Below are 20,943 nucleotides of genomic sequence, written 5' to 3'. Positions count from 1 at the left end.
TGAGAAAGGATACTGACAACAGAATCCTTTTTATGATAAATATTCAGCTAAATGTTCTTCCACACTTTCCAAGTGACGGACCATCGCCTCTTGGGCTAAGGCTTCATCTTGAGCTGTGACCGCATCCAGAATTTGTTTATGCTGCTTCAGCAGACGGTTCGTTCCTTGCGGCGTATGCAAAAGTTTGCGGGTTTCCCTCATGGCCTGCATCATAATTTCAGAAACACTGTTCATCAGATTAATTAAAATCTGATTTTGTGTCGCTTTAACAAGGGCAATATGGAATTCGAGGTCCGCCTTTTCGCCGAGCTCCCCGTTTCCTTTCGCTTTTTCCATATCCGCCAAGGCCTGCTCCATCGCTCTGAGGTCATCCTCCTGCCTCGTCCGGGCAGCTGTCCCAGCAGCACCGACCTCCAGAATATGTCTCACTTCCATCAAATCTTTCATATCGTCCTGTTTCATCAAAAAAGCGACGGATACGGGTAAAGAAAACCTCGAAGGATCGAAGGCCTTCACATACGTTCCTTCCCCCTGGCGCATTTCGAGAATTCCCATGGCTCTCAGTGCACTTAACGCCTCACGGATCGCCGACCTTCCGACACTGAAGCTGCCGGCCAGACTCTCGACACTATCCAACTTGTCTCCCGGCTTCAATTCCCCTTTTTTCAATGAATCCAAAAGCGAATCGGCTACTTGTTCATATATTTTTTTCGTACGAATCGGTTTATAATTCACGCTGTTTCCTCCAAAGTTTCGCTTGTCTCTTTCTACTATTCTAATCGAAAACCATATCCTTTAAAAGAGAAAGCGATTTCTAAGTAAAGAAAAGATAAACAAGAGCAGCGGTTCCGACAAGCAGCCCATACAACAAAGCAGGGCCGATCGTTTTTCTAATGATATCCCCTTCTTTTCCTGCGAGTCCTACGACCGCACCTGCAGCTACGACATTATGCACACAAATCATATTGCCTGCCGATGAACCGAGAACCTGCAAGGACAACACGGTATCTTTTGCAAGGGCCGTTTCCTGAGCAATACTGTACTGAACGGGTGAAAACGTCAGCGTTGAGACCGTAGCGCTTCCGGTAATGAACGCTCCGAGCTGGCCAAGAAAAGGAGCAACCATGACCCACATGGACCCGAATCCCGCGGCGAGTGTCTGGGCGATGTACTGGGGCATGCTTACAAGATCTTGAGCGTTCATTCCTGAATTCGTAAACACCTGAACAAGCGCAAGTGTCGCGACTAACGCTAAAGCCGCATCCTTCATGGAGAGCACGGATTCTTTCGCTGCCTTCGTAAACCGGTCAAAGGACTTCCTCTGCACAACGACCGCCGTGATGGCAGCAAAGACTAATACAGATCCCGGAGAATAAAGCACTTGCCAAGAGGACGTAATCCCTTCCACACCTAAAATATCTGCCCAGGAAAGATCAACCCAGGTCAACGCGAATGATTTGACTGATGGAACAATCCTTGTCACAAGCAAGAGCAAGACAATGATCACATAAGGAGCCCAAGCCGCCCACAAACTCATAGAGACAGGTTCATCGGCCCCCTTTTCCTCTTGAAGGGCTTCCTGCCAAGGATCATCAGGAAGCAGAAAACCTTTCTTCGCCGTTAAGGTGGCGACGAGCAGGCCGGTCAAAGAAGCTAATATTGCGACGAACTCATGACCGAACAAACTTGCATAAAGATAAGCGGATAATGTATAGGCGAAACCGATCAAAAGTGTCCAAGGAATCATTTGTTTAATATCTCTGAGGTTTCGTTTCTTCCCAAAAAAGACGGTTAGAATGACTACAAGTATAAGTGGAATGAAACTTCCTGCAAACAGATCAAAAAACGCGACTTGTACTCCAATTTCTTTGTAATAAGAAAGATCTGCTCCCGGAATATTACTCAATCCGACCTGGATCGGCGTGCCAACTGCTCCATAAGAAACCGCTGAACTATCCGCTATAAGCGCAATGGCCGCGGCAGCCAGTGGTGAAAATCCTAAAGCTACCATCAACGGCCCTGTCACAGCCGCCGGCGTCCCAAAACCCGCGGCCCCTTCGATCAAGGCGCCGAATAAGAAGGCCACAATGACAATCTGCACTCTCATATCTTTGGAAATGCTCCGGAATCCTTGATTGATCCGATCCACCGCACCTGTGTTCCTTAGTGTGTTCAAAAGAACAATCGCTCCGAATAAAATAAACAGGATGGTTAACGTCTTATGCGCGCCCTCCAGTATAGAGGCAGCAATCACCCTCTCCCCCACACCCCATACGAAGTAAGCAAGGCCGATCACAATCAATGCGCTATACAACATCCCTTTTTTCGCTGGCATTCGTAAAAGGACCAGAAAAATAAAAGGAGCGAGTATCGCACTCAAAGCTACGAATAAAATCATATAAATCCTCCCCCACCACACGATTTGTCAACGCTTTCAATACATGTATAAAAGTAAGGTCATCAGATGACCTGCTTTACTTATATTTTATACCGATGGTGTGGTTTTTGCAAACGCTTTTATGAATTTCACAGAAAAGACAAAAGTTGCTGAACTTTTCCCTATTAGGTAAAAGGATTCCTAGAAAATAGTTCAATCAAAAAGCCGTACATCTCTCATGTACGGCTTTCACACTCATTGATTTTTCATGTATTCAAGAACTTTCAAATCAATCTTACCGCGCTCCTGCTCACGGCTTTCAAAGTTTTCCGTGTGCAAGTATGTTGTGAACGTATCGTAAAACTCATCAAGGGTAACGTCCTCTGATTCGAGATAACCGAGACGACGCAAGTGACTTTCGACCTCTGCCTTCACCTCACCATCCAGTCCTACGACATCATCAGAATCGGATGCCCCGAAATAGAGTTGGTGCAGCTGATAGATGCGGTCCAGTTCTTCAATCGGTTCCGGATGATCATCGACTCGGAGATCGACAGCGACATCGCTGAGTTCCCCATATCCTGCCTTATCTTTAACAACGAGGATGGCTGCCGATTGTTTCCCGCGGCTGTCTCCCCCAGCACGCTGAGCGGCTTTGATGGCTGTCATCAAACGATCAGCAAGAGAACCTTTTGCATGTTCAAAAGCTCCCCCCATATCGGTGACGGTCTCCTCATTCACAAGGATGTTTCCTTGAGCGGCATAGTGTTTGCCGACTTTGCCGCCAGCCCACTCGTAGCACTCCTTACCTGTAAACGTAGCCCCGTTTCCTTTCGCATCGACAATTCCGACTTGGCGGTCTTCCTTTTGTGGATCCTCAGAAGTTAACCGCTCGATCACTTCCTCAGCTGAAAGCCCTTGTTCGAGCAGGTTCAGTCCGTCCGGCCCATACTGGGGGTTTCCAAGCGCCTGGGTAGCAATTGCCCCCACACCTGCTTTCGCCCACGGAACAATCGATCCAACACCTAAAAACTTCGACTGTACGGCAACGCCCCACTCCCCTGTTTCAGGGTCGTGCGCACAAATAGAAAACGTAGCGATGATCTTTGATTTCATTTTCTTCCCTCCAATCTTATATGTAATTCGGGATGTTTGGACAAATTCCTGCAAAATTTCGGTTTGGGAGTTTTTAGCGATTAGAAGCTTAATTGATATATCTGGATTTCAGTTGATTTATTGAATTTTTAATTGATATAAGAAATTTTCAATTGATATTTTTACGTTTTGATTGATATCCTTTTCGTTTTGGTTGATAAAACCTCTGCGCATTCACACGTTTAATTCATCTCCACCCGGGTACATTCCATACCGTAGCAGCTATTAGAAAAAGGGAGAGATCAAAGATGAAACCAACAGTTCGTGAATACACAAATGATGAAAAACTGATGGAAGATGTGAAGCGCTTAAAAGACGAAGGCATCGACAACAAAGACATTTACATCCTGTCGCACGATGACGACCGTACAGACCGCATTGCTAAAAACGTCAACGCCAATACCATCGGCCTTTCCGAACAGGACATCAAAAACGTAATCAGCAATCTCTTCAGCAAACAGGGCGACGAACTACGTACAAAACTTCAGGAAATCGGATTTTCTGAACAGGAAGCAGAAGAATACGAAGAAGATCTGGATGAAGGGAAAGTTCTCCTTATCGTGACAAACCCTGCTAAAGCAGAAACCCTATTATAAAAAGAAAGGAGCGCACGGAATGTGCGCTCCTTTTCTATCAGTATGTGGTAAACCATGTCCATTTCTGCAAGTAATAGGTGGCATAACGGATGAATGTTAAATTATCCTGGTATTCTTTATAGTCAGCCGTATAATGTCCATCTTCATTATTCCAAATACGTGTAAAGTAATCATTTACATCTGTAAATACTTGTTCTTCTCCATTCCCTTTGATGACAACATCGGCTTCCAAGTTTAAATTGGATAGGTTACGACGCGTATAGTTCGCAGACCCCGCGATGATGACATCTTCCTCAGGATGGTCGATGTACAGCATTTTCGTGTGATACTGTTCAATATTGACGTCATACCAGCGCAAGTGGATATTTTCGTTACCCAGGCGCTGTAACTCGGCAGCTACAGGTAAATTAGGAATGCCGGTTTTTTCATGACCAAACGCCTTTTTGTTTGGGTCCATCACAATGTTCACCGTAGCTCCGCGGTTGGCTGCATCATCAAGCGAACTCATGATTTTCTTATCAGCCAGATAGTACATCCCGAGCCAGACGGTATCCCCTTCACCTGCTGCAGACAATTCATCGAGAATCGCTCGATAAATTTTCCCTTCCGTTACAAATTGAGTCGTCAGAGGACCTTCCTGCGCCTCCCAATTACGGTTCTCATATTCAGGAAAATCAGCCTCCCCTGAATAGTTAACAACGGCTTCTTCGGCTTCTAAAATATCTTTGATGATCGGCCCCGTCATCTTGAACGCCACGTTTTCATGATAACCACTGGCATCATGAGGATTCGCTGTCGAGACAATCGCAGATTTCTCTGTCACAAGGATTTTCCTATGGTTCGCCTTGATGTTCAACAGCTTCATATACGATCTGAGCGTCACATCCGGAGCTTCTTTGGCCATAGGGTTACTGATCCAACCATTGTCTCCGGTACCCATCCATGAAAACAACAGGCGCCAAACGCTCGAGTATAAAGGATTCGAATCTCTCAATTTATTCAAATTGGTCAAAACGACATCGACCCCGCCATCCTCCAGACGCTTGATCGTCTCCGATTCATACGACCCGTAAATCGTGTTAATTTGATCGGTTATGAAAACAACCTTCAAATCAGGGACTTCCTCTTTCCTTTTTAAGATGGCATCCACTAAATTACTGGAGATCTGTGGAAACTCGTTTTTCCCATTCGTGTAGCCATTGAATAAGAACATATCCGCTACAATAAAGTCTTCAGCTTCCGATATGGTTTGATTGATCTCTTTAAAAACCTGAAGGTCATGCACGGTCTTTCCTGCTTCATTTTCGTATGTTAAATCACGGAAAAACTCGATATTTTCCATCTTGTGCTTTTCCCCTTCATAAGAAATCCCCTCAGGAAGAGCTTTCCATGAAGTATGATAAGCAATCGTAACACTTAAAATAGCTATAATGATGACGATGATCCAAAACCACTTACTTTTCCCTATCCGCTTTAAACGGTCCATTACGTAGCCTCCCCAACTAAAGTGCTTATCTTATTTTCACTATAATCGCCTGTTTCAAACCTCGATAGAAGAAAAAATCAAATAAAATACATTTTATTCGAATAAATGGCAGGATTGTGGAAGACTCGATTTCGAGACTTTTATTGATTGGGTGGGGGCTACGGGGAATAGCTCGCTTTCCGCGGGAGCGCGGTGAGCCTCCTCGAGCTTCGCTCTGCGGGGTCTCACCAAGCACTTTTTTCCCGCAGGAGTCTCGCCATTCCCCTCCGCCCCTTTGCCATGTAAGTGTCTCGAAACTATTTCTGGAAACGCTGCTTGTGTACTCAAGCAAAATGGATAACATCATACTCTCCCCAGGAAGCCTGATATAGAGCCTCTTATGCCTACATCTGAGTATGGTGTGAACACCCCTCATCTTGGTATAGGGGTTCGTTTCTGTTACATGGAATGGGGTTGTTGGGAAGCTGCGAGACTCCCGTGGGAGAAGGAGACAGGCGAGATCCCGCAAGGCGATAGCCTGAGGAAGCTCGGCGCTCCCCCACAGGAAAGCGAGTGGCTTCCCAACAACCCCTGACTCTAAATAAGGCAAACGAACCCCGGTTATCTGGAAACTGAATCTTCCACAAACTGGAGCGTTTATGGAACAATGATAAAGAAATAACTAAAATCCCCCGTTTGATGCCGAAACATCAATCGGGGGATTCTTATTAATGGCTTAATAGTGTTGGTCGTTTTACAAATAGGAGACTGACGACGATACTGCTTAAGATAAACGCCGGAAGCATGTATCCACCATTATAGACGAGGGAATACAACCAGACCGGCTGGCCTTCAGGGGCGAACTCGCCATAAAAAACAATGCCTGCAAAAAAGTGTCCGAAAAAGCGCAGCACACTTCCGATCAGGCAGCCGACAATGATCCATCCGACCAATCGACGGGACTCTTTCGATTTGATCGCATTCCATAGCGGTTTAGCTACTAATCCAGCCGTTCCAATCACAGCAAAGGCGACGACATAGTCAAGAAACGCCTGAAGAGGGGTCATAATATAGGCGCCTGTCATGATTTGATAGATCCCTAAAAGCAAACCAGTGGTGACACCACCTTTTACCCCCCAGCGGAACGCCATGATGAAGACTGGGACCATGGCAAAGGATACGGATCCTCCCTGCGCCCACAGTTTAAACGATAAAAACGGGATGATATCCAACAATAGTGCGAGTGCTGAAAAAATCGCAATCTCTACGAGAAATAAAACGCGACGATTTCTCATTTCAACATTCCTCCTAAAAAAAGACACAAAAAAAGCAACGCCAAATAGGGAAGCTTCCTGATGGAGGAGTCCCAATTCTGCATTGCACCATCAAAAAAGCCGCCATCCCTACGCCAGTGCTAACTGACAGGTTCGAAGGGTCAGAACATTAACGTTCACTCTCAGCCGGAGGCTCCCCTTGAAGGCTTTATACCGTTTACTTTTCTTGATTTGTCTCTATTATAATAAACTTTTTACTAGATTACAAAACCTTTTATATTTCCCGGGCAATCACTTTGTGTTCGTGTACATTTGGAAAAATTCCAGGGTTCGCTCGATAATCATATCCTTATCATGATCAAGGGTCGCCACATGGTAACTGTTTTCCAGATGGATGATCTCTTTGTGTTCAGAAAATACCGATTCGAAGATGACTTCTGAATTGTGAGGAGGAACGACGTGATCCTCATCCGATACGAAAATCATAATCGGGCAATGAATTTCATCAAGCCTGTCCTTCACCTTGCCCATCAATCCGACGAGCTCACCGATCGATTTCACCGGTGTGCGGTCATACGCAAGCTCGACAGTTGCAGGATCCTTGATATCCGAGCCGATCGCATCTAAAAAGCGTTCGTCCGTTCCCTGGCTATTTTCAAGTGCGGGAATATCAATGGCCGCATTGATTGGAATGACTCCTTCAATGTCCCGGTACTCACTCGCCATATACAACGCAAGGGTTCCCCCCATGGATAACCCTACGACAAATATTTTCGAACACCTTTCTTTTAACCAGGTGTACGCTTCTTCTACTGAATGCACCCAATCCATATGAGAGGTGGATTCCATATCCTCCGGGCTTGTTCCGTGACCTTTTAACCTCGGACAATAAACGGTGTACCCAGCTCTAGCATAGGCTTCAACTAAAGGCTTCATGCTTTGTGTCGTTCCTGTAAACCCGTGAGACACGAGGATTCCGACTTCATTACCCTCGAAGCGCATCTCCTCCGCTCCATGCATCACTTTTTCCATTCAATCCCACTCCTTTGGCTTTCTCTTTTCCTAGAATTTTTTGTAACACGGTCTTTTCCAGCCACTTCCACGGCAGCAAGCGTTTGAACCACACGTTCGCCCTCACACCGGCACCGATCGGATAGCGGAGTTTCCCAAGCGATTCTTTTTCCATCAACCCGGTCATCAGGTCAGATACATCCTGAGGATTTCCATGCGTTTCTTTGTTGAGCGCACTCCACAACCCTTTTATGTATTCGGCATAAGGAGATTCCGGATCCTGTACGGCTTCCGGCATTTCAAGACCTGTCGACCATATATTCGTCTGGTAAGAGCCCGGCTCGATCAAAGCGACATCAATTCCAAACGGTTTCACTTCGAAACGGAGACTTTCCGATAATCCTTCCAATGCATGTTTGGAAGAAACATAGGCAGATAAACCCGGAAAACCGATCAAGCCACTCACACTGCTGACATTTAAAATCTTTCCTCTCCCCTGTTTGCGCATTAATGGCAGAACCGCTTTAGTTACGGCAATGACACCGAAAACGTTCGTATCAAATTGCTTGCGGTACGTTTCAAGCGGCACCTGTTCAAGAAATCCGCCGACAGCATAACCCGCGTTATTGACGAGTACGTCCAGTCGTTCCAGCGTGTTCACTTTTTCTGAAAAACGCTCGAGCGACTGTGCATCCGTCACATCCAATGGCCATACTTCGATGCGTTTCTGTACCTCCTCGTCGAGCGTTTCATATGCGGAGGCCTTTTCTACATTTCTCATCGTGGCGATAACACGAAAACCTTTTTGTGCACATTTCACAGCTGTATGGAAACCGAATCCACTGGATGCTCCTGTAATGAGTACGGTTTGTTTCATATTCTGACTCCCCCTTGTGCTAGTCGTTACCCCATATCATTCGATGTCACACCCTTATTCTCCTCTTTCCATAAAAGCTAAACAGATCCATATGGGCATGTCACGGCATAATTCCGATACATATTGTATGGTTTTAAGCATATTAATGGTAGAATGGTAAAGGTTATCGACCGAATAAATATTAATAGAAAGGAAGTTTCATATTTTATGAGTACGAACATGAAGCTTCAGGCGCTTACCCCTTCTTATGACCCGTGGGAAGCGTATATGGACGTGGAAGAACACGGAAAAATGACGTTATCGAATATTGAATTTACGACGACGACGCTCTGCAACATGCGTTGTGAGCACTGTGCGGTCGGATATACGTTAGGTGCGAAGGACCCCGAGGCTTTGCCGATGGACTTGCTCAGAAAGCGACTCGATGAAATCCCTCATTTGAGGACGCTCAGCATCACGGGCGGGGAACCAATGATGTCGAAGAAGTCTGTAGAGAACTATGTGGTCCCATTGCTGAAATACGCGCACGAGCGCGGAGTGCGGACACAAATCAATTCCAACTTGACGCTTCCGTATGAGCGTTACATCCCGATCATTCCTTATTTGGACGTTTTACATATTTCCCACAACTGGGGAACGATCGAAGAATTCATCCATACCGGTTTTGCCCGCATGGAGCGGAAACCATCGGAAGAAAACCGCAAGAAATTCTTTGACCGGATGGTAGAAAATTCTCAGCGGCTTTCTGAAGAAGGGGTCATGGTCTCGGCTGAAACGATGCTCAACCGCCGTACGTTCCCCTACCTTGAATCGATTCATGATCATGTGAAAGAAATGAAATGTGCGCGCCACGAAATACACCCGATGTACCCAGTGGATTTTGCCAGCAGTTTGGAGACGTTGAGCCTTGAACAAATGCGTGAAGGCATCAACCGTCTTCTTGATCATCGCGATAACGACATGTGGATGTTATTCGGAACGCTTCCCTACTATCCATGCAGTTCTTCACAGGATGATCTCGATATGCTGAAGCGCCTGTACAGCGAAAAGAATGTGACGGTAAGAAATGATCCAGACGGGCGCTCCCGCTTGAACGTCAACATTTTCTCAGGCGATATTATTGTGACAGATTTCGGTGACGAGCCTGGGCTTGGGAACATCCAAGACACGAAGCTTACAGATGCTTACAACAACTGGCTTACTACAAGTACAGCGAAAAGCCTGAACTGTCATTGTCCAGCCGTGAAATGCCTCGGCCCGAATGTCCTTGTCAAAAACACGTACTATGAAGGTGTCGATTTCCAAAAACGGAAAACGCACATTACGTTGTAAGGCAGAAAGGAGGCTATGATGCCAACTGTTACTTTTGACAAAAGAAAAATAACTTATACTGTAGAAAAACAAGAGGTCTCTTTTATCAAAATTTATCTCGACGATTTAAATGGTGTAAAAGTGACCGTTTCCCCTCAAAAAGAGGAAGCAAAGATTCAGGCTTTTGTAGAGAAAAAAGCGGACTGGATTTTTGAAAAATGGCAGAAGACGCATGAAGATCTATACGCGGTCGATGAGTTTACCGCTTCCGAGAATGAAAAGATCTCTTACCTTGGCCGCTCTTACCGGCTGAAAATTGAACATAAAGATGAAGCGCACTTCGCTTTTCGAAAAGGAACCTTCCTTTTTGCTTATCCCGAAACATGGACAGCGGAAGAAGCGAACCAACAGCTCAGAATAGAAGCGAGCCAATGGCTTAGCCGGAAAGCGGAGGAAAAGTTTTCGATGCTTTCAGATGTGCAAGTCTTGTCAGAACAAGACTACCTCAGGCTCGGTGTGAAAGATCAAGACCGCATCCATCTCAACTGGCGGCTTGTTCAAAGATCGAAACAAAAGATCCAAGAGACCATCGAAGATCTAATCCACGAGAAAACGTGTTAACAAAAAATGCCCAGCAAGCGATATCGCTTGCTGGGCATTTTCTTTTAGATAAATAACAGAAGGCTCAAAGCCATGACCGCCATTCCGGCGACGACCCCGTAAATCGATAAATGCGCTTCTCCGTATCTTCTGGATGCAGGCAGCAATTCATCAAGAGAAATGAACACCATGATCCCTGCCACCCCTGCAAACAGAATACCGAACACCATGTCGTTCAAGAACGGCATCAACAAAAGATAGGCTAGAACCGCACCAATCGGTTCAGACAAACCACTCAGGAACGAAAGCTTGAATGCTTTCTTCTTGTCTCCTGTGGCATAGTAAACCGGCACGGATACCGCGATTCCCTCTGGAATGTTATGAATCGCAATCGCCGCAGCAATCGCAATTCCGAGTGCCGGGTCGTTCAAGGCAGCCGTAAATGTCGCGATTCCTTCCGGGAAGTTGTGTATCGCGATCGCAAGCGCTGTGAACGTTCCCATCTTCAATAAATCCGGATCTTTCACAGCTGTTTGACGCTTCGACATGTCTTCCACTTTTTTCACTTCGTGAGGGTTCCCTAACTTCGGTATGAATTTATCGATGAGTGCAATGACGAGCATTCCTCCGAAGAAGGCACCAACGGTCATCCACCGGCCTGGTTCGTTCCCCATTGCATCAACTAAGGCATCCTGTGCTTTAAAAAAGATTTCCACCATAGATACATAGATCATGACCCCTGCTGAAAAACCGAGCGCAAGGGAAAGGAACTTCGTGTTCGTCGTCTTCGCAAAAAATGCGATCAAGCTCCCTACACCTGTGGCTAATCCGGCAAGTAAGGTCAGCCCGAAAGCCAATAACAAGTTTTCCATTGTACCTCTCCTTCAATTCGAACATTTTCTCTAAGCACATTGTAACGAAGGTTTTTCCTTAGAGCAACTTTTTTAGTTTCAGTTATATTTTATGAGCCCATAAAATAAGTGCTACACATTATTCCCAACTTTTATATTCATATTTAGGTCCTCCCGTGCATAATCTATCCTTTTTTGCCCATAAAAAAACCACCTTCCATTTTGGAAAGCAGCTATTTAAGGTAAATATTGAAAATGCGCTTCCACCCTGGCGACCGTTTCAAGCGTACCGGGTTCGATCGGAGTGGCAGTCGCTCCGAGTACATCCGCTTTTTGAAAACTTTGCACGGGCACAGCAGGCGTTGTGCCTAGTTCAATGATCTTAACAGGAGTTTGATCCAGGTTCAGCCCCATCGTGTTAGCAATGGTCTGCGCATTTGCGAGCGCGTTTCCGAGAGCGATTCTTAACGCTTCTTGATAATTCTGATACGGATCACTCACGGTAAACGAAATATTGGATATCCGGTTCGCCCCGGCCGCTACCGCTGTATCGATGATAAAACCGGTTTGACTCACATCATCGATCGTCACTTTTAAGGTATGGGTCACTTGATAACCGCGAAACTCCTGCTTGCCATCCACATAATCATACTCAGGAAAAATGAAGTAGTCGGCCGTCTGAATGTTTTCTTCCGGAATCCCGGCAGCAACCAACTGACTGCGCACATTTTCCATCGTACTAGCATTTTCCTGCTGTGCTTTTTCCAAGTTATTATCCTGTGTCACGACGCCGATGTTCACATTCGCAACATCGGGACGCACTTGAACTTTACCGACGCCATTGACTTTAAGAAGTCGGCTCTCCCCTTCTCTTCCTACCTGTCTCATACCAGAGTAATACATCTCGCATCTCCTCCTTTTTTATTTAATGAAGGAGGGCAGAGGATTATGTCCTTTCTCTAGATAAGGATTTCTCCCTATACTTTTATTTCCATTTTTTGAATAGATAGTAAAAGGGGGTGGCGACGATGCATCGTGCATATGAAGAAAGCGTGCAAGAATATAAATCCTATATTCTCGAGGGGTTACCTAATTACGGACGTAAGAAACGGATACTTATTTTAGGTGCGGGTATGGCCGGGCTTGTTGCCGGGTCCCTTTTAAAGAAAGCCGGGCATGACGTCATTATTTTAGAAGGAAACGATCGAGTCGGTGGAAGGGTCCATACCATCCGGGAACCTTTTTCAAACGGAAACTACATAGACGCCGGCGCCATGAGAATTCCCAAAAACCACCAATACGTCCAAACGTATATAGATAAGTTTGGCATAACGACCAACCCCTTTATTAACTCTAAACCCAACGACCTTTTGATGATTAATGGTCAAAAGGTGTTCCGTTCACAATATGAACAAAATCCTGACCTATTACAATACCACCTCCTCCCGCACGAACGAGGGAAAACGGCGGAGCAATTGTTTCTTGACGCTGTTCAGCCATTTTTAGACCTTTACCGGAAAAGTTCAGATCAGGAAAAAAAGAAATTGGAGGATCAATTTTCTAATTTTTCGATGGGGGAATATTTGAGAAACAACCCTTACGGCCCCTCGATGTCTAATAATGCTGTACGCATGATCAAAGTCGTGCTTGGCATGGAAGGCTTTCCTGAGTTTTCTTTTCTTGATATTTTAATTGATATCACGTTCCCCATTTTTAATGGGCAGACAGAATTCGTTGAAATCCAGGGCGGCAATGACCGGCTCCCTCATGCTTTTCTTCCTGAACTCATCGATAACCTTTACTTTGAACAAAAAGTGACGAAGATCGTCCACAACCATGACCGTGTCACCGTTCACACGGAAGACCAGCGTTTTTTGAAGCCATCGTGCTGGAGTGGAGATTTTTTACTGACGACCATTCCTTTCAGCGCCTTTCAATTCATTGACGTTTTTCCCTTTGGGTGCTTATCACAGAAAAAATGGCAAGTCATTCGAGAGGTCATTAACGTACCAGCCGTCAAGATCGGCATCGAATTCAAGTCCCGTTTTTGGGAAAGGTATGCGGTCGGAAACCTCATTTCTGACTTACCGATCCGCTTTGCTTATCAGGCGAGCCATCATCAGGGTATGCCGGGGCCGGGGATCCTGCTTGCCAGTTACACCTGGGGGCAGAACGCGCTGCTGTTCAACAGCCTCAGCAAAAAAGAAGCGACCAAACAAGTACTAGAGAATCTCGCTCGTGTGTATGGAAACGTCGTGTACGAAGAATACATGCAGAGCGTTGTTTACAATTGGAGCCAAAATCCATTCTCCGCCGGGTGCTTCACCTTATTCACCCCGGGACAGAGCCGTGACCTTGAAGAAGTGATGCCGCTCCCGGAAGGTCGGATCCACTTTGCTGGAGAACAAACATCCTCCTACCACGGCTGGATGGAGGGAGCTGTAGAATCCGGCATCCGTAGTGCGAAAGAAGTTAATGAACGGTGACGGTCGGTGACTGTGTGGGTGGTTCCAGGTACGGAAAACTTTTTTCTCGTACCTGGAACCGCATGAAAGCGTTCGGTACCTGGAACCAAAAAACGAGCGACTGTACCTGGAACCAAAAAAAGCAGCTCAAGTGCCAGTTTTGCTGTTAACCGTTTCACAATATCCAACAAAAAAATCCCTTTCCACCGTTTAAAGTGGAAAGGGATTTTTATTCTTAGGATGCTTCTTCCTGCTCGGCACTTAGCTCTTCACCGGAACCGCTCCAGATTTTGACGGATTGGTTCTCTTTTTTGACAGGATAGACGACTTTGTATTTCTTCATCTGTACTTCGCCATCAACCGTTTCTTCGGCTGTGAGGAAAGCGGTGACTTCGACGTGATCGCCCTGCGGATCTGCGACGAGGTTATCCACTTTCACACTGAGCGTATTGTTGTACCCAGAGCGGAAGTCTTCAAACGAAATGTCTTCCTGCCAGCTGGCGCTGAGCAGGGAATATGCTGTGACGAAATCACCTTGATTGATACTGTCATAAAAATACTGCACCATATAACTTGCCTGCTCGGCATCCGTCCCTGTTACAGGTGAGTAGACCTCACCGGTGAGTTCCGGGAATTCCGGAAGGGAGCGCATCGGAGATTCACTCCAACGCCTCACCATCGGCAGGACATCGGCAATAGGGATGCTGAAACCGATCGATTCGTCATCCATTTTAGCGGAGTTAATGCCGATGACTTCACCGGTTTCCCTATCAAGAAGGGGTCCTCCACTGTTTCCTGGTGAGATCGGTGCTGAAATTTGGTATAAGTTTTTGTAATGGAAGGGCTCGATGTCGAGCGTCCGTTCAAGGCCGCTGATTTCCCCTCGTGTGACGGTATTTTGCAGCCCTAGAGGACTTCCAAGCGCCAAAACTTCATCGAGCAGCTCTGCTGAATCTTCTTTTCTGATTGGCAGTGGCTCTTTTCCTTTCAAGCCTGGCACTCGAACGACAGCGACGTCAATGTCGCGGCTGACTCCGATTACGTCGCCGGGCATTTTCTTTCCATCGGATGTAATGACATTGACCTTCTCTGTATTCGCAACGACGTGCGCGTTCGTTATGATATCTCCTTGATCATTGTACAAAAACCCCGATCCGACAGAACCGTCTTCAAGCTCTAACTGCACGACAAGCTTCTGTGATTCAAAAATGATCTCCTGTGTTTCTTTCGGTACTTCTCCCTCTTCGTCATCCTCAGCCGGTGGTTCATTTAAAACCGCTGAAACCGTCACGTCCTTTTGAACGGTATCCATGACGTAGAAAACGCCCGCAATCCCGCCACCGAGGATCAGAAGAGTGGCGAGAAGGCTGATGATCCAAGAGCGTTTCATCTTCCATCCCCCTATTCTACGAGCCACTCCATCTCTGTCATTTCGACGGAGTATTCTCCCTCTTCTAATTCATAATGTACTTTATCAAACGTTCCCTGATCTCCAGGGTTCAAATAGTTCGGAAAAACTTTCACAGATTCAGAGCGGACGACGTTTCCTTCTTTATCGAGGATGTCATATTTCACAGTCACCGTACTGATGATTTGTGTCGCCACACTTTTCAAGGAACCCTTCACTTTGTAATCACCGAACTCATCTTTTGTAATCGAGAGGTCAACAACTTCAAGTGCCTGGGTCTGGTTACGCAATTCATCCTGTGCCGCTTGCTGCATGGCACTTTCCAGCCTTTGCTGTTCCGCTTGTTCGAAGGCCTTCTTCTCCTGTTGGATCCGTTCCTTCAACTGAATCAATTTTTCGTCATTGGAAACGTACTGCAAGCCCTGATCGATGATGGCAATCGCTTCAGCATAGCGCTTTTCTCCCGCTGCCGCTTCCGCTTTTTTCGTCGATTGGTTTACGATTTTTTCAAAAATTTTATCCCGTACTTTGGAAGCTTCCTCCAAATTCAGGTCGGATAATGTATTCAGTTTTGCTGCCAGTTCATCCACATCTGTGATTTTCGAAAGTTCCTGATTGATTTCCTTCAATGTCAGTCTGGAATCCATTTCATTCATTTTTGGAACAAGGGTAACAAGCAAACGGCTGTCTTCCTGTCGCAAAGACTCTTGAATGGCCGTGAGCTTCTCACTCGCTTTTTTCAACGAACCTTCTTCGATCCACTGGCCGACCGTCTCAAGCTCCTGATCCCATGTCAAAGCTTCCTGCACAGAACCGAGTTCCTTTTGAAGCGCTTCAAGCTCCGGACGGCGGTCGATCGCTCCGACGAGCAGTTTTTCTGCTTCCCGGTACTCACCGGCAAGAGCTTCCTGCTCCGCTTCTTTTTTCATCGCAACGACTTCGGCATTCACATCTTTCTGATAGTCATAAACAAAATAAAGGGCTACCCCCATTACGGCAAGCATGATAAAAGGCGTAATGATTGGCAACCACGATCGTTTAGACGTGCTATTCGGTTCAGGTGTTTCCATCAAGTTCTTTCCACATTGGGAACAGTAACGGGCACCGTCATCCACCATATGCTTACAATGAGGACATTCAGTCATGGTCCCGTCCTCCTTTTCTATCACTTTCATAATTCTGGAATCTCTAAGAATCCTTATCTATTATATCATGCCTTCCGCTGGATAAGTAAACGACATAGGTCCCTTTTTTTAAAAAAATTCCTGCATTCAGGGTAAGCGCACGGCCCGTTCTCATTTGTCTGCATAAAATGATATATCTCAAACCCGAGAGGAGGGTCCTCATGTCGAATCGCCCTAATGAAAACAAGCCGAGCAGAAAGCCCTCAAAACCGTGTTGTGGACGTAAACGTAAAGGGACGTCCCGCTGAAAATAGCAGGAGCCGCACGAAAAAAAAGCGGCTCTTTTTCAACAGGGTGTCATTTGTCACGGGAATGTAATCTTTTTGTAGGTATTTTGTCTTTGTATGGTGGTCCGGTGGTTGTTACAATAGGCAAAGTGAAATATTGAAAGGGGACCATTACTTATGAACAAACGTCTTTTTTCCCTTCTTCTTCTGCCTATGATCATCTTCGGACTTACACTTCCGGTAGCTGCCGATGAAGTGGACAAGCCCGCACAAAATATAGAAACGAAATCCCTATCTTTAGATAAAAAAACAAAAGATCTCGAACGTTTTCCTGACAAAGAAAAGAAAGCCGTCACGGCCTCCGCTTCGAAAGATGACGTCAAGCGTACCGTTGCTGTTGAAGCGACTGCCTACACGGCTTTTTGCGAAGGATGCAGCGGAGTCACGTACACAGGGATCGATCTCCGTGCCAATCCGAATCAAAAAGTGATCGCCGTCGATCCGAACGTCATCCCACTCGGCTCTAAAGTCCGCGTGCCCGGCTATGGCGTAGCCGTTGCTGGCGACATCGGCGGAGATATTGAAGGTCACCGCATCGATCTCTTTATGGCACAGGAAAAAGACGCCTTCGACTATGGGCGCCGACAAGTAAAAGTTGAGATCTTGAATTAAACTCTTCCTTCCAGGGAGAGTTTTTTATTTTAAACCGATTAGTCTTCTCTAAGAGCGAATCATTTTTCCTAGAAGCGTTCCTTGTTTACCCACTCATTCTAATGCCTTGACGAACGGGGTATGAATTCTCATCAACGATCACGCTGTCATAAAGGCCGACTCTTTCAACCTTAAAAGCGTATAAAAAATGGGCAGCTTCCTTTTTACAGGAAAGCTGCCCATTTGTTTAATCTCTGCTAAACCTTGTTTTCTTCGCACATTTGTCCAAATAAAAACTTTCCACACCACTGGTATGAAGCGCTACACCATCTTCCAAAAACCACCATGTGCCCTTATCCAGCTGTTTAACGATGAATTCGGACGCCTCACGCTCATCCATTTCTTCACTCAGCTCAAGGTCGTGCGTCACGACACGCTTGCTATCCAAAAGGAAAATCACGTGCCACTCTTTTTTCTTCGCCATGTTAACCACTCCTTTTCCTATATGTAACTTACTATTACTTACCCACCTGTTTTTTAGTTTAATCTTAAAATTAAAACTCATACATCAACTTCTAGTACTGTTCGCCAAACCTTGACATAAGATATCCACATTGCCTTAATTATTAGCGGCTTTTGCAACTATATTAGCGGCTTCCTCCTGTTTATTAGCAGCTTCAGCATAAATATTAGCAACTTTCTCCTATATATTAGTGACTTCCCCCCATTTATTAGCAACTTTCACAAAACACCTTCCCTAAACAACAAAAAAGCCACGCCAGCAGCGTCGCTTTCGATCAGTCTTTATGTAGGGGGAGGTGCGCCAGATGTACGCCAAGAAGTTCTTCGATTTGCTTTTTTACAAACAAAGAAAAACCAGCGAGTAACATATGAGCGAGCGACAGGTATAAGACATCCCTCCAATAATTGTTTTAGGTCGTCCTGTCTACACATTTATTTTACCACTTGTCCTCGTTGAATCATGTTAATTCTACGTAAAGACTGAGCTTTGTTCTCTTTGTACAACCATTGTATGCAGGATGATTTACAAATAGACGAGTCTCCGTTACAATATCAAAAGTTCATTTAAAACTAAGTAAACAAATCGGATTTAGGAGGAATGAAACATGCAACAACAAACTGTCCAGCAGACGGTTGAAGAAAACAACACCCGTTCGACCGTCATCGCTCCATTAGATCCGGTACAAAAACCATTCGTATGGATCGGTGCGATCGTATCGCTGCTTTTATTTATAACGATAGTATCTGTCACCACCTTCACGCAGGGCGTTCTATTCTTGATCGGCCTTGCTTTCGGGCTCGTGCTTCTGCACGCAAGGTTCGGCTTTACTTCAGCATTCAGAAGACTGATATCTGTCGGTAATGTCCAAGGTCTTCAAGCCCACATGCTCATGCTCGCTGTTGCAACAACGCTTTTTGCCATTATATTAGGAACAGGGTTCAGCTTCACAGGTAACGCCCCTCAAGGCTATGTATTCCCTGTCGGCATGAGCGTCGTCTTCGGTTCCTTCATTTTCGGTATCGGCATGCAGCTTGGATCCGGCTGTGCATCCGGAACGCTATATACTGTCGGAGGAGGAAAATCGTCGATGATTCTCACGCTGCTAGGTTTCATCGGAGGCTCTGTGCTCGGTGCGTATCATATCGGGTTCTGGAGCGAGACGCCGACCCTACCGGCCATTTCTTTAGCGGAATCCACCGGCTTTGGCTATTTCGGTGGCTGGATTCTGCAGCTGGTGATTTTCTTAGGGATCTACGGCATTACCGTTAAGGTAGCCAGGAAAAAGAACCCACCGAAAATGGCGCCACTCAAAACGACGACCGGTTTGAAAAAATTGTGGCGCGGGGCGTGGCCGCTGTTGCTTGCTGCCGTCATCCTAGGCGTATTGAATGCCATCACCCTTGCTGTTCGCGGCAACCCTTGGGGCATCACCTCCGCCTTTGCGCTTTGGGGATCCAAGTTCATCCAAATGTTCGGCGTAGATGTCGCGAATTGGACATATTGGTCCAATGATCCGGCACCATTGAATCAGACGGTCCTTGCCGACTCCACGAGTGTCATGAACTTCGGCATCATCCTTGGAGCGTTCATTGCGGCAAGCTTCCAAGGTAACTTCAAACCGGGAAAAATCAAGCCCGGCATTGGGGCTGCATCCATCATCGGCGGCGTTCTGATGGGATACGGCGCACGCCTTGCTTTCGGTTGCAACATCGGCGCCTACTTCGGCGGCATCGCATCCTTCAGCCTGCATGGCTGGGTATGGATGATCATGGCCTTAGCCGGAACATATCTCGCTCTGTTCCTGCGGCCGATGTTCGGCATGAAAAACCCGAACCCTAAAGATTCGATATGCTAAAGGAAAACCTCCAGCTTCCGGGCTGGAGGTTTTTAAGGTTTATTGATATGTGGAATATTCAGCCGAGATCTGTCTTCCTTTCCTTGATATATTGAGATTTCAACCGATATATTTAAGTTTCAAGCGATATCATCCAAGTTCCATTGATATCTGTTCGAAACACTCACCTGTTTCTTTTTCAAAAAATGTGGTATGATAAGAGCAGATACAGGATACACATAAGAAAAGGACCACAGCTGGCACTGTGGTCCTCCCGGATCAGCGCTTCAGCCAAAGGGCGCAGCCTTAAAATAGACTCACCCGCATTCACGTCAGAATAGGGAGTCTATTTTTTTATGCGTAAAATCGCGACAACTAAGCCGAGAACGGACACGATGAACGAACTGAACGCGATCATCACCATCAACGATTCATACATACTCAGAGGCATCACCCCCTTTGCGCTGGGGTTAGCCGACACCCTATTCAATTGGCGAAAAGCGTGATCCACTTTAAATTATACCATGTCCTTCCACGGAAACAGACAGTCTTTTTGGACTATCCCTACTTCCACTATCGCTCCCTATTGTGGAAGACTCAGTTTCGAGATGTTTTCGGGGTTCTTTGCCGTGTTTGGAGTCAGGGGTGGTCGGGAAGCCACTCGTCTAGCTCCATCGCCCAGACACTCGCGTCATAAGCAGGACAGCAAAGGAATGAAATGCACATTCCAATGCTGTCCTGCTTATGCCAGTCGTGTCTACCAGAGCGATTCCGCATTTGAACACTTTCCTGTGGGGGAGCGCCGAGCTTCCTCGGACTACGTCCTGCGGGATCTCGCCTGTCTCCTTCTCCCACGGGAGTCTCGCAGCTTCCCAACCCCCCCCATTCGATGTATGTGACAAACGAACCCCTTTACCAAGTTGTCTTCCACTAAACCTTTGCTGTAAGCAGAAAGCGCCCTATATCAAGCATTAGGGTTACAAACGCCTGGCCAGGGTACTTGAATTACTCGCCTCAACCAAATTGGAATGGGCGGCTTTCAGAAATGGTTTCGAGATACTCTTATGGCAGGGGGCGGAGGGGAATGGGGAGACTCCTGTGGGAAAAAAGTGCATGGTGAGACCCCGCAGGACG

General features: G+C 46.2%; 19 protein-coding genes and 1 riboswitch. Of the genes, 6 read left to right on the top strand and 13 right to left on the bottom strand.

Annotated features, from left to right (window positions below; all coding sequences use genetic code 11):
- Window positions 1-30: 30 nt before the first annotated feature.
- The 3 genes from BLS23_RS03085 to BLS23_RS03075 form a co-directional block, all read right to left on the bottom strand.
- Window positions 31-735 (bottom strand): FadR/GntR family transcriptional regulator, encoded by a 705-nt coding sequence (locus tag BLS23_RS03085; protein WP_089651060.1) that lies wholly within the window; start codon window positions 733-735, stop codon window positions 31-33.
- Between the two features lie 79 nt (window positions 736-814).
- Entirely contained in the window at window positions 815-2,398 is a 1,584-nt protein-coding gene (locus BLS23_RS03080) for an L-lactate permease (RefSeq protein ID WP_089651059.1), read from the bottom strand.
- 234 nt (window positions 2,399-2,632) lie between these two features.
- The gene (locus BLS23_RS03075) at window positions 2,633-3,493 is read right to left on the bottom strand and encodes a DUF1028 domain-containing protein (RefSeq protein ID WP_089651058.1); all 861 of its coding nucleotides are present in this window, start codon (window positions 3,491-3,493) and stop codon (window positions 2,633-2,635) included.
- Between the two features lie 287 nt (window positions 3,494-3,780).
- Here BLS23_RS03075 and BLS23_RS03070 point away from each other — a divergent pair, with 287 nt between their 5' ends.
- Window positions 3,781-4,128 (top strand): YflT domain-containing protein, encoded by a 348-nt coding sequence (locus BLS23_RS03070; protein WP_089651057.1) that lies wholly within the window; start codon window positions 3,781-3,783, stop codon window positions 4,126-4,128.
- Between the two features lie 37 nt (window positions 4,129-4,165).
- Here BLS23_RS03070 and BLS23_RS03065 read toward each other — a convergent pair whose 3' ends face one another.
- The 4 genes from BLS23_RS03065 to BLS23_RS03050 all read right to left on the bottom strand — a co-directional run bounded on the left by BLS23_RS03065 (window position 4,166) and on the right by BLS23_RS03050 (window position 8,755).
- Window positions 4,166-5,614 carry a phospholipase D family protein gene (locus BLS23_RS03065; protein ID WP_089651056.1) on the bottom strand — a complete coding sequence of 483 codons (1,449 nt, stop codon included), beginning with the start codon at window positions 5,612-5,614 and terminating at the stop codon, window positions 4,166-4,168.
- Between the two features lie 707 nt (window positions 5,615-6,321).
- Window positions 6,322-6,888, bottom strand: a complete 567-nt coding sequence (thiT, locus tag BLS23_RS03060; protein ID WP_089651055.1) for an energy-coupled thiamine transporter ThiT — start codon at window positions 6,886-6,888, stop codon at window positions 6,322-6,324.
- A gap of 88 nt (window positions 6,889-6,976) precedes the next feature.
- Window positions 6,977-7,077, bottom strand: a riboswitch (TPP riboswitch).
- A gap of 81 nt (window positions 7,078-7,158) precedes the next feature.
- Window positions 7,159-7,899 carry an alpha/beta hydrolase gene (locus BLS23_RS03055; protein ID WP_089651133.1) on the bottom strand — a complete coding sequence of 247 codons (741 nt, stop codon included), beginning with the start codon at window positions 7,897-7,899 and terminating at the stop codon, window positions 7,159-7,161.
- Window positions 7,853-8,755, bottom strand: coding sequence for an SDR family oxidoreductase (locus tag BLS23_RS03050; protein WP_089651054.1), 903 nt, complete (start codon window positions 8,753-8,755; stop codon window positions 7,853-7,855). The genes BLS23_RS03055 and BLS23_RS03050 overlap by 47 nt, the downstream gene beginning before the upstream one ends.
- 207 nt (window positions 8,756-8,962) lie before the next feature.
- On the opposite strand from BLS23_RS03050, the gene yfkAB reads away from it, so the two are divergent.
- Together yfkAB and BLS23_RS03040 are read left to right on the top strand one after the other, a co-directional pair.
- The gene (gene yfkAB, locus BLS23_RS03045; protein WP_089651053.1) at window positions 8,963-10,087 is read left to right on the top strand and encodes a radical SAM/CxCxxxxC motif protein YfkAB; all 1,125 of its coding nucleotides are present in this window, start codon (window positions 8,963-8,965) and stop codon (window positions 10,085-10,087) included.
- A gap of 18 nt (window positions 10,088-10,105) precedes the next feature.
- Complete coding sequence (locus tag BLS23_RS03040) at window positions 10,106-10,687, top strand: YgjP-like metallopeptidase domain-containing protein (protein ID WP_167355992.1); 582 nt, start codon at window positions 10,106-10,108, stop codon at window positions 10,685-10,687.
- 44 nt (window positions 10,688-10,731) lie between these two features.
- Here the strand turns inward: BLS23_RS03040 and zupT are convergent, their stop codons facing one another.
- Together zupT and BLS23_RS03030 are read right to left on the bottom strand one after the other, a co-directional pair.
- Window positions 10,732-11,538, bottom strand: coding sequence for a zinc transporter ZupT (gene zupT, locus BLS23_RS03035; protein ID WP_089651051.1), 807 nt, complete (start codon window positions 11,536-11,538; stop codon window positions 10,732-10,734).
- A gap of 216 nt (window positions 11,539-11,754) precedes the next feature.
- Window positions 11,755-12,420 (bottom strand): SIMPL domain-containing protein, encoded by a 666-nt coding sequence (locus BLS23_RS03030; protein ID WP_089651050.1) that lies wholly within the window; start codon window positions 12,418-12,420, stop codon window positions 11,755-11,757.
- 125 nt (window positions 12,421-12,545) lie between these two features.
- Here BLS23_RS03030 and BLS23_RS03025 point away from each other — a divergent pair, with 125 nt between their 5' ends.
- Complete coding sequence (locus BLS23_RS03025; RefSeq protein ID WP_089651049.1) at window positions 12,546-14,003, top strand: flavin monoamine oxidase family protein; 1,458 nt, start codon at window positions 12,546-12,548, stop codon at window positions 14,001-14,003.
- A 214-nt stretch (window positions 14,004-14,217) separates the two neighbouring features.
- Here the strand turns inward: BLS23_RS03025 and BLS23_RS03020 are convergent, their stop codons facing one another.
- Both BLS23_RS03020 and BLS23_RS03015 read right to left on the bottom strand, forming a co-directional pair.
- Entirely contained in the window at window positions 14,218-15,372 is a 1,155-nt protein-coding gene (locus BLS23_RS03020) for a S1C family serine protease (protein ID WP_089651048.1), read from the bottom strand.
- 11 nt (window positions 15,373-15,383) lie between these two features.
- Entirely contained in the window at window positions 15,384-16,535 is a 1,152-nt protein-coding gene (locus tag BLS23_RS03015) for a zinc ribbon domain-containing protein (RefSeq protein WP_089651047.1), read from the bottom strand.
- Between the two features lie 443 nt (window positions 16,536-16,978).
- Between BLS23_RS03015 and BLS23_RS22245 the strand changes: the two genes are divergently transcribed.
- Window positions 16,979-17,473 carry a 3D domain-containing protein gene (locus BLS23_RS22245; protein ID WP_089651046.1) on the top strand — a complete coding sequence of 165 codons (495 nt, stop codon included), beginning with the start codon at window positions 16,979-16,981 and terminating at the stop codon, window positions 17,471-17,473.
- Window positions 17,474-17,699: 226 nt separating this feature from the next.
- Here the strand turns inward: BLS23_RS22245 and BLS23_RS03005 are convergent, their stop codons facing one another.
- Window positions 17,700-17,936 (bottom strand): hypothetical protein, encoded by a 237-nt coding sequence (locus tag BLS23_RS03005; protein WP_089651045.1) that lies wholly within the window; start codon window positions 17,934-17,936, stop codon window positions 17,700-17,702.
- A 643-nt stretch (window positions 17,937-18,579) separates the two neighbouring features.
- Here BLS23_RS03005 and BLS23_RS03000 point away from each other — a divergent pair.
- Window positions 18,580-19,830 carry a YeeE/YedE family protein gene (locus tag BLS23_RS03000; RefSeq protein ID WP_089651044.1) on the top strand — a complete coding sequence of 417 codons (1,251 nt, stop codon included), beginning with the start codon at window positions 18,580-18,582 and terminating at the stop codon, window positions 19,828-19,830.
- A gap of 325 nt (window positions 19,831-20,155) precedes the next feature.
- On the opposite strand, the gene BLS23_RS22240 is transcribed toward BLS23_RS03000, so the two are convergent.
- Complete coding sequence (locus tag BLS23_RS22240) at window positions 20,156-20,248, bottom strand: putative holin-like toxin (RefSeq protein WP_226591619.1); 93 nt, start codon at window positions 20,246-20,248, stop codon at window positions 20,156-20,158.
- Between the last annotated feature and the right edge of the window lie 695 nt (window positions 20,249-20,943).

It is taken from the genome of Halobacillus aidingensis, from assembly GCF_900104185.1.
GTDB classification, from domain to species: Bacteria; Bacillota; Bacilli; order Bacillales; family Halobacillaceae; genus Halobacillus; species Halobacillus aidingensis.
The sequence above is the reverse complement of the archived record's forward strand: the minus strand, read 5'-3'. Positions and strand labels throughout refer to the sequence as shown.

What these genes read in the sequence shown, in the direction of transcription:
- BLS23_RS22245 (WP_089651046.1), top strand. Translation starts at nt 16,979, where the DNA reads ATGAACAAACGTCTTTTTTCCCTTCTTCTTCTGCCTATGATCATCTTC.
- thiT (WP_089651055.1), bottom strand. Translation starts at nt 6,888, where the DNA reads ATGAGAAATCGTCGCGTTTTATTTCTCGTAGAGATTGCGATTTTTTCA.
- BLS23_RS03055 (WP_089651133.1), bottom strand. Translation starts at nt 7,899, where the DNA reads ATGGAAAAAGTGATGCATGGAGCGGAGGAGATGCGCTTCGAGGGTAAT.
- BLS23_RS03030 (WP_089651050.1), bottom strand. Translation starts at nt 12,420, where the DNA reads ATGTATTACTCTGGTATGAGACAGGTAGGAAGAGAAGGGGAGAGCCGA.
- zupT (WP_089651051.1), bottom strand. Translation starts at nt 11,538, where the DNA reads ATGGAAAACTTGTTATTGGCTTTCGGGCTGACCTTACTTGCCGGATTA.
- BLS23_RS03075 (WP_089651058.1), bottom strand. Translation starts at nt 3,493, where the DNA reads ATGAAATCAAAGATCATCGCTACGTTTTCTATTTGTGCGCACGACCCT.
- BLS23_RS03005 (WP_089651045.1), bottom strand. Translation starts at nt 17,936, where the DNA reads ATGGCGAAGAAAAAAGAGTGGCACGTGATTTTCCTTTTGGATAGCAAG.
- BLS23_RS03015 (WP_089651047.1), bottom strand. Translation starts at nt 16,535, where the DNA reads ATGACTGAATGTCCTCATTGTAAGCATATGGTGGATGACGGTGCCCGT.
- BLS23_RS03065 (WP_089651056.1), bottom strand. Translation starts at nt 5,614, where the DNA reads ATGGACCGTTTAAAGCGGATAGGGAAAAGTAAGTGGTTTTGGATCATC.
- BLS23_RS03050 (WP_089651054.1), bottom strand. Translation starts at nt 8,755, where the DNA reads ATGAAACAAACCGTACTCATTACAGGAGCATCCAGTGGATTCGGTTTC.
- BLS23_RS03020 (WP_089651048.1), bottom strand. Translation starts at nt 15,372, where the DNA reads ATGAAACGCTCTTGGATCATCAGCCTTCTCGCCACTCTTCTGATCCTC.
- BLS23_RS03040 (WP_167355992.1), top strand. Translation starts at nt 10,106, where the DNA reads ATGCCAACTGTTACTTTTGACAAAAGAAAAATAACTTATACTGTAGAA.
- BLS23_RS03025 (WP_089651049.1), top strand. Translation starts at nt 12,546, where the DNA reads ATGCATCGTGCATATGAAGAAAGCGTGCAAGAATATAAATCCTATATT.
- BLS23_RS22240 (WP_226591619.1), bottom strand. Translation starts at nt 20,248, where the DNA reads ATGTATGAATCGTTGATGGTGATGATCGCGTTCAGTTCGTTCATCGTG.
- yfkAB (WP_089651053.1), top strand. Translation starts at nt 8,963, where the DNA reads ATGAGTACGAACATGAAGCTTCAGGCGCTTACCCCTTCTTATGACCCG.
- BLS23_RS03070 (WP_089651057.1), top strand. Translation starts at nt 3,781, where the DNA reads ATGAAACCAACAGTTCGTGAATACACAAATGATGAAAAACTGATGGAA.
- BLS23_RS03080 (WP_089651059.1), bottom strand. Translation starts at nt 2,398, where the DNA reads ATGATTTTATTCGTAGCTTTGAGTGCGATACTCGCTCCTTTTATTTTT.
- BLS23_RS03000 (WP_089651044.1), top strand. Translation starts at nt 18,580, where the DNA reads ATGCAACAACAAACTGTCCAGCAGACGGTTGAAGAAAACAACACCCGT.